Raw genomic sequence first — 17,790 nt, 5'->3', positions numbered from 1 at the left:
AATGGTTTGAGCCCCCCGGACGCCCCGCCGCTCTGGCCGGCGAACAGGCGGCCAGGCTGCGATTGTTCAGCGGAAGAGCCCCTTCTTGGGCGACGGGGTATTCTTCTTCCGCATTTCAATCAAACGGAGTTCCTGGTTGGCCTCCAGGTGCTTCGGGTTGGTGCGCACCGCCTCGCGGAAGTGGCGCTCGGCCCGGTCCATGTCCCCCTCCACCCGGGCGATGACGCCCAGCTGGTAGTGGGCCCGGTCACACTGTGGGTCCGCCTGGACCGCATCGGCCATCATCTGCTTGGCCTTGGCCACCTCGGCCTTGCGCTGGGGGTCCATGTAGAGCGCCCAGGCCCGGGCGGCCAGGTACAGCGCCTTGGGCGCCAGCGTGTAGGCCCGCTCGTAGTGCTCGGCCGCCGCCACGAAGTCCCGCTTGCGGAAGTAGACCTCGCCCATCTTGAACAGGTCGTCCGGGTTGTCGCTGGAGCCCGAGCGCACCGCAGGCGCGGACCCCGTGCCCGCGAACTTGGCCGCCGCGGCCTTCGCCTTCAAGCCCTCCACATAGGAGGCCCGCTTGGCATCGTCGTGGAGGACCTCGTGGGCCTCGCGGATGGCATCGAAGACGGCGGTCATCTTCGGCGCCAGGTGCACCAGCGACGGGGGCAGCCGGTCCGGGTGGAACACCTTCGCCATGCTCAGGAAGGTGGCCTTCACCTGATCCTTCGGGGTGTCCTGGGGAATCCCCAGCACGGTGAAGTGGTCCCTGCGGCTCTGCAGCTCGGCGTAGCGCTGCTCGATCTGCTGCGCCAGCCCCAGCTCCGCGGCGCTCGGGGCCGCCAGCGGGGCCTCGGGAGGGCTGGCCACCGGCACGGGGCTCTCGGCCACGGCGCCAGAGGGGCTCTCGGGCCGGGCGCCCAGGGCCCCCATGTTCTCCATGGCCCGGCGCAGCAGGCGCTGGCGCCTCAGCTTGGCCTCGTCGTCCGGATTGGAGGGGTCTCCCGCCACGTCGTCCTCGTTGAAGTCCCAATCATCCAGACCGCTCAGGTCGTCATCGGCATCTTGAGCGGTTCCGGCAGGGATGCCCGATGCAGTCTGTCCAGTTGCCGTTCCCTTGTCATCAGGGGGCAACAGGAAACCTCCAGGCGCGGGCTCGGCCGCCGCCTCGACGGTGGCCTCCACGGGCAACTCGAACCCGGCCGCCCCCGCGTTGACGAGGCTCTCCAGGTGGGAGTCCACCTGATTCAGCGCGGCCTCGAACGAGGACGAGAAGTCCTCGGGGCCTTCGCCCTGCTCGAAGGTCACGATGCGCCAGAGGTCATCCTCTCCGGCCCGGGCAGGCGCCCCGCCCGCCTTCGAGTCAGGGGGCGCCAAGGCCACGTCCTCGGAGACCGTCTCCGGCGGCGCGAGGGCCGCCACAGGGGCTGGAGGGGCTGCCGGGGGCGCCGCGTTCTCGCCAGGGGGGACCAGATCGCTCCACACGTCCTGCTCCAGGTCGACTTCCCCGGGGGCCGGGGCCGAAGCGCTCCGGGCAGGAGACGGCGGGGTGCGCCCGGCGGAGGAGGACGGCTCCAGATCGTCGATGAGCCACTCCTCGGCTGGGGAGGCCACCAACCGGCGCTGCACTTCCTCCATGTCGTGGAGCAGTTCGTTCTCCGCCCACTGCCGCGCCAGACGCAGGGCCTCCCGGTCCTCCGGGGGCAGCACGTCCTGGGGCTGCGCCGGCGCGGGAATGGCATCGGACCAGGAGAAGTCGGTGATGGGCTCCGCCGCGAGCGGGGTGGGCGCGCTCGCGGGCGGAGGCGCCTCCTCGACCAGCAGGAACTCCTCATCGAGGGAAGGCGCCTCTGGCGCTGCCGGGGGGCTTTCCGCCTGACGGGCCCCATCAGCCTGCTGGGCCTCTTCCATCAAGAGCATCGCATCATCGAAGCGCACCTCCTCGACGACACGCCCGTCCTGCTCCTGCTGTTGAGCCTCTTCCGCGAGACGGGCCGCCTCGGCCGCCTGACGGGCCTTTTCCGCCAGCCGGGCCTCCTTGGCGCGGCGCCGCTCCTCGATCCGGGCCTCTTCCTGCCGGTGTGCATCCTCGGCGGGGTTCGCTTCCGCGGCAGGAGCGTGGGACTCCGCGAGCTGGCGAGCCTCCGCGGCCAGACGCAGCTCCTCGGCCAGACGCTGCTCTTCGGCCAGGCGCGCCTCCTGCGCCAGACGGGCCTCTTCCACGAGGCGAGCCTCTTCCGCCAGCCGCTGCGCCTCGACGAGCGAAGCCTCCTCGGCCCTGGGAGCCTCCTGCACCAAGGGAATCGCCTCGGGCGCTGGCTCGCGCGTGTCTTCCTCCTCGCGAGGAGCCATGGCCGCGGCCCTGCGGGCCTTCTCCGCCAGCCGGGCCTCCTTGGCGCGGCGCCGCTCTTCTTCCTGGCGGGCCTCCTCGTCCAACCCAAGCCCCGCAGGGGCCTCCGTGGGCTCGAAGGGATGGGCGGCCTCCGCTATCCGGCGAGCCTCTGCCGCCTGGCGCAGCTCCTCGGCCAGCCGGTCTTCCTCGGCCCGTCTCGCCTCTTCGGCCAGCCGTGCTTCCTGAGCCAGACGTTCCGCTTCGGCTTGCTGTGCATCCTCTTCAAGAGCGGCGGCTTCGATGCGGCGGGCCTTCTCGGCCAGCCGGGCTTCCTTGGCGCGCCGCCGCTCCTCTTCCTGGCGGGCTTCCTCGGCCTGACGCGCCTCTTCGGCCAGCCGCGCCTCTTCCTGGCGGGCATTTTCCTGAGCGTGGCGCGCTTCAGCGGCGAGACGCAATTCTTCCGCGAGCCGAACCTCTTCATCCCGGCGAGCTTCCTCCGCGACCCTCGCCTCTTCGGCCAATCTCGCCAGCTCAAGGGAGCGTGCCTCTTCGGCCAGGCGGGCCTCTTCAGCCAGCCGCGCTTCTTCGGCCAGTCGCGCTTCTTCGGCCGAGCGGCGGGCCTCCTCCGCCAGACGCACCTCCTCCGCCAGACGCACCTCTTCGGCCAAGCGCGCCTCTTCAGCCAAGCGCGCCTCTTCGGCCAGCCGCGCTTCTTCGGCCGAGCGGCGGGCCTCTTCCGCTAGGCGGGCCTCTTCGGCCAGGCGCGCCTCCTCCGCCAGCCGCACTTCTTCCGCCAGCCGTGCCTCTTCGGCCAGACGCGCCTCTTCGGCCAGTCGCGCTTCTTCGGCCAGACGCGCCTCTTCAGCCAGACGCGCTTCTTCGGCCGAGCGGCGGGCCTCTTCCGCGAGCCGCGCTTCTTCGGCCAAGCGGGCCTCTTCGGCCAGCCGCGCCTCTTCAGCCAAGCGCGCCTCTTCGGCCAGTCGCGTCTCTTCAACCAACCGTGCCTCTTCGGCCAAGCGGCGGGCCTCTTCAGCCAGCCGCACCTCTTCGGCCAGTCGCGCCTCTTCCGCCAGCCGCACCTCTTCGGCCAGGCGCGCCTCTTCAGCCAGGCGCGCCTCTTCGGCCGAGCGGCGTGCCTCTTCGGCCAGGCGCGCCTCTTCGGCCAGGCGCGCCTCTTCAGCCAGCCGTGCCTCTTCAGCCAGTCGCGCCTCTTCAGCCAGTCGGCGTGCCTCTTCGGCCAGTCGCGCCTCTTCAGCCAGTCGCGCCTCTTCAGCCAAGCGCGCCTCTTCCGCCAGGCGGGCCTCTTCGGCCAGCAGCGCCTCTTCAGCCAGACGCGCCTCTTCGGCCAGTCGGCGTGCCTCTTCGGCCAGTCGGCGTGCCTCTTCGGCCAGTCGTGCCTCTTCGGCCAGCCGCGCCTCTTCAGCCAGCCGTGCCTCTTCCGCTAGGCGGGCCTCTTCGGCCAGTCGCGCCTCTTCGGCCAGCCGCGCCTCTTCAGCCAGGCGAGCCTCTTCGGCCAGGCGGGCCTCTTCCGCTAGGCGGGCCTCTTCGACCAAGCGAGCCTCTTCGGCCGAGCGGCGGGCCTCTTCGGCCAGGCGTGCCTCTTCCGCCAACCGTGCCTCTTCGGCCAGACGCGCCTCTTCCGCCAGGCGGCGTGCCTCTTCGGCCAGGCGAGCCTCTTCGGCCAGGCGAGCCTCTTCCGCCAGGCGAGCCTCTTCCGCCAGCCGTGCCTCTTCGGCCAGCCGTGCCTCTTCGGCCAGACGCGCCTCTTCGGCCAGCCGCGCCTCTTCGGCCAGCCGTGCCTCTTCGGCCAGTCGCGCCTCTTCAGCCAGCCGTGCCTCTTCGGCCAGTCGGCGGGCTTCTTCCGCTAGGCGGGCCTCTTCAGCCAGCCGTGCCTCTTCGGCCAGACGCGCCTCTTCGGCCAGACGCGCCTCTTCGGCCAGCCGCACCTCTTCAGCCAGCCGCGCCTCCTCGGCCAGGCGCGCCTCCTCGGCCAGCCGCACCTCTTCGGCCAGCCGCGCCTCTTCAGCCAAGCGCGCCTCTTCGGCCAGCCGCGCCTCTTCCGCCAGTCGCGCCTCTTCGGCCGAGCGGCGGGCTTCTTCCGCCAGCCGGGCCTCTTCAGCCAGCCGCGCCTCTTCAGCCAAGCGGGCCTCTTCCGCCAGCCGCGCCTCTTCCGCCAGCCGTGCCTCCTCCGCCAGCCGCGCCTCCTCGATCCGGGCGCGCTCCCGTGCCTCCCACTCTTCCACGCGAAGTGACTCGACGAGCCCCTCGCGCTCAAGAAGGTGGAGCAGTGCCTCCTCTCCTGCCTCCGAAGGCTCCAGCGGCCGGAACTCCACGAGCGACTCCAGGAGCGCCCGCTCCTCTGGCCGGGCCAGCCACGGCGCACACGCCGTCACATCGAGGCAGCGGTACACCCGGGACGGCCCCCCCCGGCCCTGCACCGACTCCAGCGCGGCCCGGACCACCCGAATCCCCGCGATGGGCCGGAACATCTCCTCCACGCCCCCGGGCTCGAACGCGGACCGCTCGGCAAGCTGGCTCAGCCTCCGGACATGCGCGAGCACCTGGCACTCGGTCACCGTCTCCGTCCCCACCCCCAGCGCCTCCAGGAGATCCTCGTCCGGCGTGCCCGCGCCACCCCGGGCCCAGAGCGCATCCAGCGCCTCGGCGCCCATGCGCCCGGACTGCAGCAGCGCCTGGGCGGGGCTCTGGAAGCCGAACCCGAGCCGCGTGCCGACCAGGTTCCCCTCCTGCAGGAACAACAGCGACTCGCGCCCCCCCGCATGGAGCGTCAGCTGCCCCGTGGCCCGGGATTTATGAGCGGAGTACAGCGCTTCGGCGACGGACGAGGTCGTCATAACCCCACCGAGTCTAGTCCCTCCCCCCCTTCCCTCAACTTGTCGGGAACGCTTGACCGGCCGCCCTCCCCAGCTGGACCTGCCGGAGTGCCTCATAAGTGGCAATCCCCACCGAGGTGGAGAGGTTGAGGCTGCGCCGCGCCTCCAGCATGGGAATCGTCACCGCCTGCCCGGAGCCCCCCTCCATCACCTCGGGAAGCAGCCCCGTCACCTCCGAGCCGAACACCAGGTGGTCCCCCGCCTCGAACCGGGCGGCGTACAGCGAGGTGGCGGCCCGGGCCGAGAACAGCCACCGCCGGGCGTCCGGGAACTCCTCCAGGTAGGCGGAATACGTCGGATACAGCTTGAGAAACACCTTGTCCCAGTAGTCCAGCCCGGCCCGCTTGAGGTCCCGGTCGGCGATGGAGAAGCCCAGGGGCTCGACCAGGATGAGCCGGCTGCCCGTCACCGCGCACAGGCGGGCGACGTTGCCCGTGTTGGGCGGAATCTGGGGAGAAACCAGGACCAGGTGCAGCGGACGCGCCAGCGGCTCAAGCATGGGGTAGAACCCTCCACATGCGATGGAAGGTGAACAACCTCACCCGGGGCAAGCTCCTGGCGGACCGCGCCGAGCGGGCCACCTCGTTCGTGGACCGCTTCCTGGGGCTCATGGGCCGCCGCTCGCTGGCCTTCGGCGAGGGCATGCACATCGTGCCGTGTAACTCCATCCACACCTTCTTCATGCGCATCCCCATCGACGTGGCCTTCCTGGATCCGGAAGGCACCGTCGTCAAGCAGCTTCTGGCGATGCCCCCCTGGCGCGTGAGCTCCCTGGTCTTCAAGGCCCACTCGGTGCTGGAGCTGCCCGCGGGGACGCTGGCGGCCAGCGGGACGCAGGAGGGCGACCGGCTCGCCTTCGAACCGGCGGCCCCGGCGGGCCCGGAGCCCCTCTGAGGAAAGAGCGGGGGCCACACTTCATGGGTTTTGCCCCCATCCGGGCGCTTTGTTAACCTGCCCGGCGTTTTCCACGCGTCCATCGCCACGCGTTGACTGCGAGTTCCCGCGCATGCGTATCGAAGTAGCCGGCATCACCCACGTCGGGATGAAGCGCAACCACAACGAGGACAACTACCTCCTGCTGCCGGAGGAGAGCCTCTGCTGCGTCGCGGACGGGATGGGCGGGCACTCCTCCGGAGAGATCGCCTCCAAGATCGCGGTGGACGAGCTGGGGGAGTTCTTCCGGATGACGTCCCGGGACGCGGAGGCGACCTGGCCGTTCAAGATGGACAAGACGCGCAACTACGATGAGAACCGCCTGGCCACCGGAATCAAACTGGCCAACGCGAAGATCTTCGAGCGGGCCAGCAGCGACACGAAGTACAAGGGCATGGGCACCACCATCGTGACCGTGTACTTCGCCAACGCCACGGCCTACGTGGGGCACGTCGGCGACAGCCGCGTCTACTTCTTCCGCGAGGGCACCCTGCGGCAGATCACCGAGGACCACTCGCTGCTCAACGACTACCTCAAGGCCAAGAAGCTCTCGCCGGAGGAGATCGAAAACTTCCCGCACAAGAACGTCATCGTCCGCGCCCTGGGCATGAAGGAATCCGTCCTCGTGGACGTGACCCGGCTGGAGCCCAAGGAGAACGACGTCTTCCTGCTCTGCTCGGACGGCCTGTCCGGCATGGTGACGGATCCGCAGATCCAGGAGGTGCTCGGCCGCACCTCGGAGCTGGAGAAGGCCTGCTCCCAGCTCATCGACCTGGCCAACGCCGCGGGGGGCAACGACAACGTCACCTGCGTGCTGGCGCGCTACCACGGCGATTGAGCCCCCGGCGCCCGGGGCCGCGTCTAGGCCGGCGCTGGGGCGTCCACGGCGGGCAGGGTGAAGAAGAAGGTGCTGCCCTCGCCCAGGTGGGACTCCACCCAGAGGGTGCCGCCGTGCGCCTCCACCAGGTTCTTGGCGATGGTCAGCCCCAGCCCCGTCCCCCGCTCGGCCGCGCTGGAGGAGCGCCAGAACCGCTCGAAGAGGTGGGGAAGGTCCGCGGGCGAGATGCCCGGCCCGCTGTCCTTCACCGAGAAGCGCACCATCCCGTCCATCTGCTTCACCCGCAGGGTGAGCAGGCCCCCGGGGGGCGTGAACTTGATGGCGTTGCCCACCAGGTTGGTGAGCACCTGGAGGACGCGCTCCCGGTCGGCATGCACCCGCCGGAGCCCCGGGCACAGCTCCACCCGCAGCGTCTGGGACTTGTTGTGGACGATGGGCTCCAGCACCTGAAGCGCTTGCTCGAGGAGCGCCTCCACCGTCTGTGGCTGGAGCGTGAGCGGCACGGGCATGCCCTGCAAGCGCGAGCGGTCCAGCAATCCCCCGATGAGCGCGCCCATGTGCTCCACCGAGTGGAGGATGGACTCCAGGAGGCGGCACTGCCGCGCGTGCATCCTGCCTTCCTGGGAAGCCCGGAGGATGATCTCCGCGTTGAGCCTCACCACGAGCAGGGGCGTCTTGATGTCGTGGGAGACGACCGCGAGCAGCTCGTCACGCCAGCGCACCGCCTCCTGGGCTTGCTGGTAGAGGTGCGCGGCGTCCACCGCCGCGGCGATGCGCTGGGCCAGCGACTCGAAGAGGGCAAGGTCCGCGGGCGCATAGCGTCCGGGCCGGGCGGAGATGAGGCTCAACACCCCGAGCGTGCGGCCGCGCACCTGGAGGCGCAGACGCAGGTTGGAGGGAAACCCGGACCACTCGGTCTGCTCCACCGCCCCGGGCGGCTCCACCAGGCTTCCGGGGGTCGCGGGCAGGACCACCCAGGGGTGGTCCTGGAAGGTCCGGGCGACGAAGGAGGTGCTCGCGGGCTCGGCATCCGGAGGCTGGATGACCACCAGGGCGGCGCGCTCGGTGCCGCGCGGGTCCTTGGCGTCCTCCGGGAAGAGATCCATGACGCAGCCGTCGGCCCACGCGGGCACCAGCAGGCTCGCGACCTCGGGAAGCGACGCGCGATAGTCGAGCGATTGGGCCAGCCGCGCGCTCGCCTCGACGAGGAAGGCCTGGCGCTGGTGAGCCTTCTCCAGCTCCAGGCGCGCCCGCTGCTCACGCTCCAGGATTTCGCGCTGGGCCCCCTCGCTCGCCTCCGCCCGTTCGCGCAGGCCCACCTCGCGCCGCAGCGCATGCGCCCGGTCCAGGGCCGTGGCGAGCTGGGTGGCCACCGCGTCAATGAACGCGAGCCCCTCCTCGGCCACCCCCCCGGCCACTTCCATCTGAATCGTTCCGAAGATGCCCGCCTTGCCCACCAGCGGCAGGGTGACGAGCGTCGGCGCCCCGGGAGCGGGAGGCACCGGAACGTCCCAAGCCTGCAGCGCGTCCCGTCCGTTGACCGCGCCCCGCTTGGGGTCTCTCCGGCCCATGCCCACCAGGTAGCCATAGCTGGCGATGGCCTGCTCTTGGGCTCCGGCCAACTGGACGTCCGTCACGCCGTCCTCCCGCCAGGCGCTCAAGCGAGGCCCTTCCCGCAGTGCCTGGCCATCGGCGCCCACGCCCTCGAGCACGAGGGCGGTGCGCACGGGCAGCACCTGGGTGGCCAGCGTCATCAGCCGGGGGAATGTGCGCTCCATGTCCTCGAAGCGGCTGAGCAGCTTGCTGATCTCATAGAGGTAGCCCAGGTGACGCCAGGCATGCTCGAACTCGCGGAAGACCCCAGGCGGGCCCTGCAAGCGAGCCTCCCGCTGGGCCTCCGGGGACATGCCCGGGGAAGGCGGGGAGGATGAGCTTGATTCCACCATGGGGCGACCTCTTGCCAGGCCTGAGGCCCAGGCGGCGCTACGGCTTCTCGTCAGAAGGTGTGACCTGCGCCTCGACCGCGCCACCCAACTTCAAGCCGCCCGCTCCAATCGAGATGCGATGGCTCGACCGCTCATGGGCGCTGCCGCGGGTCTTCACCACCGTGAGCACCGGCACGAGCCCCTGCCCTTCCTGGAGGTACCGGAGCATGAGGATGTTGTCGGCGAGCGGCGACAACCCCCGCTCGCTCAGGGTGTTGGAGACGAAGAGCGAGCGGGCCTCGATGGTGAAGAGGCTCGTCACCTGAAGGGTGCGCAGGCGGATGACGAGGCCATAGAGCAGCCGCCGCAGCTCCTCGGAGATGAACCCGAGCACCTCGATGTCGCTCGCACTGTCGAGCACCAGGCGAGTGGGCTGGGACTCCTGGATCTTCTGCTCCACCATGCTCAGGAAACGCGAGGCGTGCAGGTGCTCGCGCGGCAGGAAGAGGATCTCCACCTGCTTGTTCGCCACGGCCTCGCGCAGCGGCAGCCCCAGGGCCTCGGCGTCCCAGACGAGCTGATGAGGCCCCTCCTCCAGGGTGATGTAGAGCGCGCGCTCCTGGCGGCGGGCCGCCTCGAGCACGAAGTGAATGCCGAGGGTGCTCTTGCCGGTGCCGGGGCTGCCCGACACCAGGGTGACGCTGCCGTCCAGCAGCCCCCCGCCGAGCAGGGTGTCGAGCTGCGGCTGCCCCGAGGACACCCGCTCGCGCCGCGGCACGAGCGGATCCGGGGACGCGAGGGGGGGCACGTCATCGAGGCGCGGGAAGACCTGGAGGCCCCCGACACCAATGGTCATCGAATGCCGGCCGGAGGCGTGCCCGGTGTTGCGCAGCTTGTTCACCTCGAGATAGCGGTGGCGCTCGAGCCCCTGGGCCTCCGACCACAGGAGGATGAGCCCGTCCATCACCGTCTCCTCCACCCCGTAGCGGCTGTGCTGCTGCGTTCCCGCGGGAACGTCGTTGGCGAAGAAGCCCACCGCGTTCTGGTTCTGGATGATGTTCGCCAGCCAGAACACCTTGTCCCGGGTGATGCTCGGGTCGTCGACCTTGTGGAGGAAGACCGACATCGAGTCGACCACCACGCGCTGGGCGCCGAACGCCTCGATGCGGCGCTGCATCTCCAACAAGTCCCGGTCCACCAGGATGTCCGGCTGGGGAATGAAGACGATCTGCACCCTGCCCTGCTCAAGCTCCCGGTCCAGCTCCCAGCCCAGCGCCCGGGCGGTGTCGCGCAGGCGCGTCTCGGTCTCCTCGAAGGAGAAGTAGATGCCCTTCTGGTTCAGATCCCGGGCGCCCCGGTAGACGAACTCCAGCCCCAGCACCGTCTTGCCGGTGCCCGCCACGCCCGAGACGATGATGCTCGAGCCCAGCGGGATGCCCTCCCCCAGGAGCGCATCGAGCTTGGAGATGCCGGTCTTCATCCGGCGGATGCCCTCCGGACCCGATGCGGAGCGTGACATGCGCCGCAGGGTGATGCTCGGGGCGTACACCTCGACACCGGCCGAGGTGATGACGAACGGGTGCTCGTCACGGCTGTGCGCGGTGCCGCGCATCTTGACGACCTGCAAGAGCCGCTGCTGCTCGCCGGACAACTGGTGCTGCTTGACGGTGATGATGCCGTCGATGGCGGAGTAGGCCGGGTGCTCGAATTGATTGGGGCTGTACTCGCCGAGCAGGAAGGTGGTGCACTCCCAGGCCATCAGCCGCACGGTGAGCTCGTAGGTGAACTTGCGCAGTTCCTCGGCCGACTTGGCCAGGTCATCGAACACCTTGAAGCTGTCGATGACCACCATCGAGGGCTTGAACAGCTTGAGCTGTTCGATGAGCAGGTTGCACGTCAGCTCGATGCCCATGGTGCGCAGGCTCAGGCCGAGGTCGACGAAGCGGATGCGCTCCTCGAGCAGTGCCGCATCGAAGAAGCCGAAGGAGCGCAGGTAGAGCAGCGCCTTGGCGGTGGGCTCGGAGAGGGTGTTGAAGTAGAGGACGCGGCCCCCTTGGGCGGCGTGGTGGAAGCACATCTGCTGGGCCAGGGTGGTCTTGCCCGAGCCCGGGGGACCGGCGATGACCGAGATGACCCCCTTGGGCAGGCCGCCGTGGAAGATGGCATCCAGGTTGGGAATGCCCGTCTCCAGCCTGGGAATCGAATAGGGTTCACCGGGCCCGCTCATGGTTTTCCTCGCTGCGCTTCCGCCAACACCACCCGCACCTTGCGGAGCTCCGCATGAAGCCCCGGGGTAAGGATTTCTCCCGTCAGCGCCCCAAACACCCGGAGCAACTCCGGCACCAGGAACATGAAGGAGTCCTCGAGGAGCTGACGGTCGAGGGAAGGTGCGGTCTGGCGCAGCTCCCCGAAATGCACCCCACTCGGCTCGACCTTGAGCATCCCGAGGTGGGGGAACAGCTCATGGCCCTGGTGAATGACCCGGTCCACGATGGCCATCAGGGTAATTTCCCCCAGGCTCATGTGCGCGCGGCGCCAGAGCGCATCCAGGGCGCGCTCGAAGACGTCCAGCAACGCGAGATGATCCAGGACGCCCTCCCAGCCCTCGCGCCATCCCCTGACGGCCTCTTGATGGATGTTCCGCTCGGGCATGGAGGCTCGGGACTGATGGCATCAGGGATGCAAGCGCCGATTACAAGGTGCTGGGGCGAATGTCTATGCCCCTCCAGGACAATGGCCCTCCAGGGCTGTCCGAAGGTGGACGCCCCAAGGAGGGGCACGCATGGGAGGGGGCGGCACCCGCGTCCACCCATCATAGATGTGGCGCATGCGCCCGCTCCTCTTTCGGATCTCCTGCCTCCTCCTCACCGCTTGCGCAAGCTGCCGCGCGGGCAAGACCCAGCTGAGCGCCCCGGACTGTCTGCTCATCGAGGACGGCTTTGGCCCCGCGGGCACCGTGCCCATCACCGTGGAGGTCGTCGCCGAGGGGCTGGAGGTGCCCTGGGGCATCGCCTGGCTGCCTGGAGGGGACGCGCTCGTCACCGAGCGTCCGGGCCGCATCCGGCTGCTGCGGAACTTCGCGCTCCAGCCCACGCCCGTGGCCACCCTGCAAGTGGGCGAGAGCACCGAGGGAGGGCTGCTCGGCATCGCGGCCCACCCCCAGTTCGCGGCCAACCGGCAGTTCTACGTCTATCTCACCCACGACGAGGGGGAGGAGACGCGGAACCGCGTCGAGCGATGGGTGCTCTCCGAGGACCACCAGCGCGCCACCTTCGAGCGCGTCATCTTCGGCGGCATCCGCGCGGGCAAGTACCACAACGGCGGCCGCCTGCGCTTTGGCCCGGATGGCATGCTCTACGTGGGCACGGGTGACGCGCGCGAGCCGGACCTCGCCCAGAATCCGGACGCGCCCGAGGGCAAGCTCCTGCGCCTCACGCCCGAGGGCGAGGTACCCTCGGACAACCCCTTCCCCGGCAAGCCCGCCTTCCTCCTCGGCGTGCGCAATACCCAGGGCTTCGACTGGAAGGACGCCGGCACGCTCTACTTCACCGACCACGGGCCCAGTGGCGAGCGGATGCTCCGCGGCCATGACGAGGTGAGCGTGGCGCGCAAGGGGGACAACCTCGGCTGGCCCACCGTCTACCGCTGCGAGGCCGGCGAGGGGCTCGTCACGCCCGCGCTCACCTGGCACGACGCGGCGCCCCCGGGAGGCGCCGCCCTCTACACGGGCAGCGCCATCCCCGAGTGGAAGGACTCGCTGCTCATCGGCACGCTCGGCGCCAGGCACCTGCACCGCGTGGTGTTCTCCGCGGAGAACCCCACCCAGGTGGCCCAGCACGAGGTGTACCTGGACAACACCCACGGCCGCCTGCGCGAGACGCTCATGGGGCCCGACGGCCACCTCTACGTCACCACCAGCAACTGTGACGGCCGCGGCAGCTGCGGCCCGCGTCAGGATTTGATTCTTCGCGTGCGCCGGTGAGCCCCGGGCCCGCAAACGTTTCAATTCCTCTCAGGCCCGCCGCAAACGTTACAATTGTTTGTCCTCAGGTTCTCCCGCGCATTTTTGAAACACTGTCATCCCCAGCCAATGCCATGACGCGGCGCACCAGCCATGGCGCATTGCGCAAACCCAAGCGGAAAACGCGAGGGCTCCGTCTCCCGCCCGACAGGCCGCGGCCATGTTTTACTCATATTATTGTTATTTCAGTGGTATCCTCGCTCTTTCCAGTGGCAGAAGTTTCCCTGCTACCGGCTTGAAAGCACTTCCAGCGAGAACCCCATGAAATTCCACTCCTCCGGGGCGGCCATCCTCCTCGTGGCCGCTGTCCTGTTGGCCAGTAATTCGATGGCCGCCACCTCTGGCGTCACGCCCTCGGGCTCCTCCGCCATCTTCTATGTCGACACCACTTCGTGGGCCGACATCCACTACAAGGTCAACGGCGGCGCCCAGCTCAACGTGCGGATGACCGTCACCCAGGGCCGCAACCAGTTCACGGTGACGGGCCTGAGCTCGGGCAACACCGTCGACTACTCCTTCACGTATTGGGATACCTCCTGCAACTGTGCCCGCGACACGGCGTGGGCTGTTTACAGGCATGGCAGCAGCACCCCGGACGCGGGCACCCCGGATGCGGGCACCCCCGACTCGGGCACCCCCGACGCCGGTACCCCGGATGCGGGCACCCCGGACGCCGGTGGCGGCGTGGACGCGGGCAACATCGTCCCCCTGTTCAACAGCAGCACGGCGCTGGAGCCGTCCACGGTGGAGAACACCGCGCAGGCCATCATCACCCGCGTGGGCGAGCGCGTGCGCGACCGCCACGCCCGTGAGAACGAGTTCCAGGCGTATGACCATTACCTGCCGCTGTATTTCGAGAAGCGGACCTTCTACGTGGAGATCATCGACGAGGTGGCCAAGGGCGGCAGCCAGATCAAGGTCAACCTCTTCACCGTGGCGCCCCACTCCGGCACGAACTTCCGCGCGTTCTTCCGCGGCCTCAACACCTCGGCCGAGTACTTCCACAACGGCACGTTCACCCAGACCGGGACGAACCAGTACACCGCCAGCGTCAACTACAACGCCAAGGAAGGCCGCGCCATCCGGGTGGGCGACCGCATGGAAATCGAAGTGGGCGTCTTCCTGACCCAGCCGCTGGAGGGCCGCTTCAACTATTACGCCCGCGCCTGGCTGTACATGGTGGGCCAGGGCGGCATCGTCCCGTTCGAGGGCCAGGGCAGCACCCGGGACTCCTTCCCCATGCCCGAGGCGGGCTGGAGCGGTGGCAGGACGACGCTCAACGCGCCGTTCTCGGATGAGCCGGACAACCGCTTCATCCAGATGGCGCTGAACATGGCGCCCGTGAACACCCAGACGTTCGTCGAGGGCCGGCGCATCCACCACACCGACTTCGGCACGGGCGCCCACTCCGAGCAGGGCAACCCCGCGCTCACCGCGCACCAGAACAAGCTCGGGCCCGACTACGTCGCGCGCTCGTGCGTCTCCTGCCATGTGCAGAACGGCCGCGGCCTGCCGCCCACCACCACCAACACCACGCTGAACAACTACGTGGTCAAGGTCGGACGGGCCGATGGCAGCGCGGATCCGAGCCTCGGCTTCAAGCTGCAGCCCCGCCGCACCAGCGGCACCCCCGAGGCGGATGTCCGCATCTCTGGCTGGACGCTCAGCTCCGGGACGTTCCGGGATGGCGCCTCGTACCAGCTGCGCCGCCCCACCTACAGCTTCCTGAACGTCACCCCCACGAACCACTCGGCGCGCATCACCCCGCAGCTGGTCGGCATGGGCCTGCTGGAGGCGGTGCCCGAGAGCGCCATCGCGGCGCTGGCGGATCCGAATGACAGCAACGGCGACGGCGTGTCGGGCCGGCTCCAGGCCGTGAGGGACCCCGAGACGGGCGCCACGCGGCTGGGCCGCTTCGGCTGGAAGGCGGGCTCGGCGCGCGTGAAGCACCAGATCGCCGAGGCCTTCAACGGAGACATGGGCGTCACCTCGTCCATCTTCCCCACCCTGGACTGCGGCGCCTCGCAGGCGGGCTGCTCGGGCTCCAGCGCGGAGCTGGATGCCGCGTCCCTGGACAAGCTCACCCGCTACGTGGCGCTGCTGGGCGTGCCGGCGCGGCGCGACCTGACCAATGCCCAGGCGCTGCAGGGCGAGACCCTGTTCAAGAGCGCCGGGTGCGACAAGTGCCACACCCCGACGCTGACCACCAGCGCCTACCACCCGCACGCGGAGCTGCGCAGCCAGACGATCCGTCCCTACACGGACCTGCTGCTGCACGACATGGGCACGGGGCTGGCCGACAACCTGTCCGAGGGCCAGGCCTCCGGCGCCGAGTGGCGCACGCCGCCCCTGTGGGGCATCGGCCTGACGGCGGGTGTCAGCGGCGGTGAGGCGTACCTGCACGACGGCCGGGCCCGCACGCTGTCCGAGGCCATCCTCTGGCACGGCGGCGAGGGCGAGTCCGCCAAGCAGAAGTTCGTCGGCATGACGGCCGCCGAGCGCGACGCGCTGCTGAAGTTCCTGAAGTCCCTCTGATGTCCCCACGCCGGGCAGGACGCCTCCGTCCTGCCCGGTGCGCCCCGCCCCTTCCTCAAAGGGGGGCGGGGATGCGGTGAGGCCCCCAGGCCAGCACCTCTTCCAGCGTCTCGCCCGGGGCCACCTGGGTGTCCTCGAAGAGGGCCACGCGCTGAAGCCGCGCCCCCTCCCCCACCCGCGCCCGCGCCCCGACCGCTACGGCGGAGCCCACGTGCGCGCCCTGCTCCAGGACGCAGCCCGCCCCGAGGTACGCCGGGCCCTCCACCTGGGCCTGCCCCGGGTTCGCCTCCGGATGGACCCAGCTGTTGCCGGGCCCCCGGGCCAGCCCCGTGAAGGGAGCCGCGTCGCCCAGGCCCTCCAGCGGCACCTGCCCCAGGAGCACGTCGCGCACCGTGGCCAGGTAGCGCGAGGGCGTGCCCAGGTCCGACCAGTACGCCCGCACCTCTTCCCCGCGCACGGACTGCCCGGCTTCCAGGGCCCGCACGTAAACCTCGCGGTTGATGTCCTCGGGGCCCTCGGGCGACATGAAGCCGAAGATGCGCGGGGACATGACGTGGACGCCGGTGAAGTGCCACGGGCTCAGCGCGGGGCCGCCCGGGCCCCGGCCGGCAATGCGCCGCACCTGGCCCCCGGCGTCCCGTTCCACCGCGGCATACGTCTCACCGGGCGGCATGGGCATGAGCACCATCGTGGCCACGGCCCCCGAGCGCCGGTGCGCCGCGACCACCGGCCGCAGGTCCACCGGGAAGAGGATGTCCCCGTTGAAGACGAGGAAGTCGTCCCCGGCCAGGAAGTCCTTCAGGCCCCGGATGCCGCCGCCCGTGCCCTGGATGACGGGCTCGTGCACCACGTGTAGCGGCAGCCCCACGCGCGCACACTCCGCGCGGGCGGTGGCCGCCATCACCTCGGGCAGGTGGTGGGTGTTGATGCCCACCGCGGTGACCCCGGCGGCCTTCAGCACCGCCAGGTGGTAGCGCAGCAGGGGCTGGCCCAGGAACGGCAGCGCGGGCTTGGGCCAGCGCTCGGTGAGCGGGCGCAGGCGCGTGCCCAGCCCCGCGCAGAGGATCATCGCCTTCATGGAAGCCCTCTCAGGCGGCGAGCTCGGGAACGTACCGGGCGATCAGGTCCTGCAGCGGGCGCAGCTCCGGGCGCCGCATGAAGGCCGCCTTCACGTAGCGCAGCGAGGCCGGGATGGAGACCAGGAAGCCCGGGTTGCCCTTCACGCGGTTGATGAACTCGAAGCGCCCCGCGTCCTTGAGCTTGCGCTGGATGGTGAGCAGGTCGAAGAAGTCCTTGAAGGGCCCCGGCTCGATGCGCTCGCCCCCGGCCTCGTGGAACGCCTGGATGTAGCGGTCCAGCATCTGGTCCACGAAGCCGCGGTCCAGCTCCACGTAGCTGTCGCGCAGCAGCGCCACCAAGTCATACTGCCGGGGGCCCTGCAGGGCGTCCTGGAAGTCGATGACCACCAGCTCCCCGTCCTTCACCATGATGTTGCGGCTCTGGTAGTCGCGGTGGGTGAAGCCGCGCGGCGCGGCCGCCAGCGTCTGGGCGATCTCCCGGAAGGTCCGGTCCAGCTCGGCCCGCTCGGCGTCCGTGGGCTTCTTCCCGCTCCAGGCCTCCAGGCCCCACTCGCGGAAGTGGTGCAGCTCCCAGTCGTACAGGTCCTCGTCGAAGGCCCGGGTGAAGGCCAGGCACTCAGGGTCCGCGTTCCGCTCCGCCTGGACGCGCAGCCGCGCCAGCAGCTCCACGGCCCGCCCGTAGAGCGCTTGCTGGTTCTTGCCGCCCTCCAGGGCCGCCTCGAAGGTGAGGTCCGTCAGGTCCTCCAGGACCATCATCCCCGCGGGCTCGTCGTAGCGCAGGATGCGCGGCACCCGCACCCCGAGCTTCTCCAGGTAGCGGTGGACGTTGACGAAGGGCAGCTCCTTCGGAGGCTCTCCCTTGGAGGCCTCCTCGCTCTTCTTCGTCGCGTCCGGGGGCATCACCATCACCACCCAGCTCTCCGGGGGCTTGCCGACGCGGTAGTAGGAGCGATTGCTCGCATCCCCCTTCAGCTTCTGAATGGGGGCCTGGGGAAAGGGACGGCCAACAGCCTGACCCACCTGGTCGCGCAGGGCGGCCTCAAGTTCCATCGAAAACGCACTCCGGAGAGATTGGAAGACCGCCGCACACTACCCAAGTCCCCCAAAGATGGGTCAAAAGAGGCGATGATGGCCCGGCCAGCAGGCATCCAGGCTGACCGTTACGCGACATGTCATGGAACCCCTTCACACGAGGTGGAAGGGACATGGCCCCCAGCGTGTTGCCCCCGGACGGAGGGGCTATCGACCCGC

11 protein-coding genes are annotated in these 17,790 nt (G+C 69.8%); 4 read left to right on the top strand and 7 right to left on the bottom strand.

What is annotated here, in order from left to right:
• Positions 1–66: 66 nt before the first annotated feature.
• Both KY661_RS15495 and KY661_RS15490 read right to left on the bottom strand, forming a co-directional pair.
• A complete protein-coding gene (locus KY661_RS15495) occupies positions 67–5,169 on the bottom strand; it encodes a DnaJ domain-containing protein (protein ID WP_225410929.1) in 5,103 nt (1,700 codons plus the stop codon).
• A gap of 34 nt (positions 5,170–5,203) precedes the next feature.
• Positions 5,204–5,707, bottom strand: coding sequence for a tRNA (cytidine(34)-2'-O)-methyltransferase (locus KY661_RS15490; protein WP_075006868.1), 504 nt, complete (start codon positions 5,705–5,707; stop codon positions 5,204–5,206).
• 17 nt (positions 5,708–5,724) lie between these two features.
• Here KY661_RS15490 and KY661_RS15485 point away from each other — a divergent pair, with 17 nt between their 5' ends.
• Both KY661_RS15485 and KY661_RS15480 read left to right on the top strand, forming a co-directional pair.
• Positions 5,725–6,102, top strand: coding sequence for a DUF192 domain-containing protein (locus KY661_RS15485; RefSeq protein WP_075006869.1), 378 nt, complete (start codon positions 5,725–5,727; stop codon positions 6,100–6,102).
• Between the two features lie 112 nt (positions 6,103–6,214).
• The gene (locus tag KY661_RS15480; RefSeq protein WP_225410928.1) at positions 6,215–6,979 is read left to right on the top strand and encodes a Stp1/IreP family PP2C-type Ser/Thr phosphatase; all 765 of its coding nucleotides are present in this window, start codon (positions 6,215–6,217) and stop codon (positions 6,977–6,979) included.
• A gap of 23 nt (positions 6,980–7,002) precedes the next feature.
• Here KY661_RS15480 and KY661_RS15475 read toward each other — a convergent pair whose 3' ends face one another.
• From KY661_RS15475 to KY661_RS15465, 3 genes are all read right to left on the bottom strand, one after another.
• Positions 7,003–8,856 (bottom strand): sensor histidine kinase, encoded by a 1,854-nt coding sequence (locus KY661_RS15475; protein WP_225410927.1) that lies wholly within the window; start codon positions 8,854–8,856, stop codon positions 7,003–7,005.
• A gap of 106 nt (positions 8,857–8,962) precedes the next feature.
• Entirely contained in the window at positions 8,963–11,131 is a 2,169-nt protein-coding gene (locus KY661_RS15470; protein ID WP_225410926.1) for an ATPase domain-containing protein, read from the bottom strand.
• On the bottom strand, positions 11,128–11,556 hold the full coding sequence (locus KY661_RS15465; RefSeq protein WP_225410925.1) for a hypothetical protein: 429 nt from the start codon (positions 11,554–11,556) through the stop codon (positions 11,128–11,130). Before KY661_RS15465 ends, KY661_RS15470 begins: the two co-directional genes overlap by 4 nt.
• A gap of 175 nt (positions 11,557–11,731) precedes the next feature.
• On the opposite strand from KY661_RS15465, the gene KY661_RS15460 reads away from it, so the two are divergent.
• Both KY661_RS15460 and KY661_RS15455 read left to right on the top strand, forming a co-directional pair.
• Complete coding sequence (locus tag KY661_RS15460) at positions 11,732–12,886, top strand: PQQ-dependent sugar dehydrogenase (RefSeq protein ID WP_225410924.1); 1,155 nt, start codon at positions 11,732–11,734, stop codon at positions 12,884–12,886.
• Between the two features lie 300 nt (positions 12,887–13,186).
• On the top strand, positions 13,187–15,460 hold the full coding sequence (locus KY661_RS15455; protein WP_225410923.1) for a di-heme oxidoreductase family protein: 2,274 nt from the start codon (positions 13,187–13,189) through the stop codon (positions 15,458–15,460).
• Between the two features lie 55 nt (positions 15,461–15,515).
• Here the strand turns inward: KY661_RS15455 and KY661_RS15450 are convergent, their stop codons facing one another.
• Entirely contained in the window at positions 15,516–16,538 is a 1,023-nt protein-coding gene (locus tag KY661_RS15450; protein ID WP_225410922.1) for a sugar phosphate nucleotidyltransferase, read from the bottom strand.
• A gap of 10 nt (positions 16,539–16,548) precedes the next feature.
• On the bottom strand, positions 16,549–17,589 hold the full coding sequence (locus KY661_RS15445; protein ID WP_225410921.1) for an aminoglycoside phosphotransferase family protein: 1,041 nt from the start codon (positions 17,587–17,589) through the stop codon (positions 16,549–16,551).
• Positions 17,590–17,790 lie beyond the last annotated feature (201 nt).

This window comes from Allostigmatella hybrida (assembly GCF_020103775.1).
GTDB classification, from domain to species: Bacteria; Myxococcota; Myxococcia; order Myxococcales; family Myxococcaceae; genus Hyalangium; species Hyalangium aurantiaca.
The sequence above is the reverse complement of the archived record's forward strand: the minus strand, read 5'-3'. Positions and strand labels throughout refer to the sequence as shown.

Bases quoted from the DNA above. Each gene is read 5' to 3' on its own strand.
- KY661_RS15495 (WP_225410929.1), bottom strand. From the start codon at position 5,169: ATGACGACCTCGTCCGTCGCCGAAGCGCTGTACTCCGCTCATAAATCC.
- KY661_RS15490 (WP_075006868.1), bottom strand. From the start codon at position 5,707: ATGCTTGAGCCGCTGGCGCGTCCGCTGCACCTGGTCCTGGTTTCTCCC.
- KY661_RS15485 (WP_075006869.1), top strand. From the start codon at position 5,725: ATGCGATGGAAGGTGAACAACCTCACCCGGGGCAAGCTCCTGGCGGAC.
- KY661_RS15480 (WP_225410928.1), top strand. From the start codon at position 6,215: ATGCGTATCGAAGTAGCCGGCATCACCCACGTCGGGATGAAGCGCAAC.
- KY661_RS15470 (WP_225410926.1), bottom strand. From the start codon at position 11,131: ATGAGCGGGCCCGGTGAACCCTATTCGATTCCCAGGCTGGAGACGGGC.
- KY661_RS15465 (WP_225410925.1), bottom strand. From the start codon at position 11,556: ATGCCCGAGCGGAACATCCATCAAGAGGCCGTCAGGGGATGGCGCGAG.
- KY661_RS15460 (WP_225410924.1), top strand. From the start codon at position 11,732: ATGCGCCCGCTCCTCTTTCGGATCTCCTGCCTCCTCCTCACCGCTTGC.
- KY661_RS15455 (WP_225410923.1), top strand. From the start codon at position 13,187: ATGAAATTCCACTCCTCCGGGGCGGCCATCCTCCTCGTGGCCGCTGTC.
- KY661_RS15450 (WP_225410922.1), bottom strand. From the start codon at position 16,538: ATGAAGGCGATGATCCTCTGCGCGGGGCTGGGCACGCGCCTGCGCCCG.
- KY661_RS15445 (WP_225410921.1), bottom strand. From the start codon at position 17,589: ATGGAACTTGAGGCCGCCCTGCGCGACCAGGTGGGTCAGGCTGTTGGC.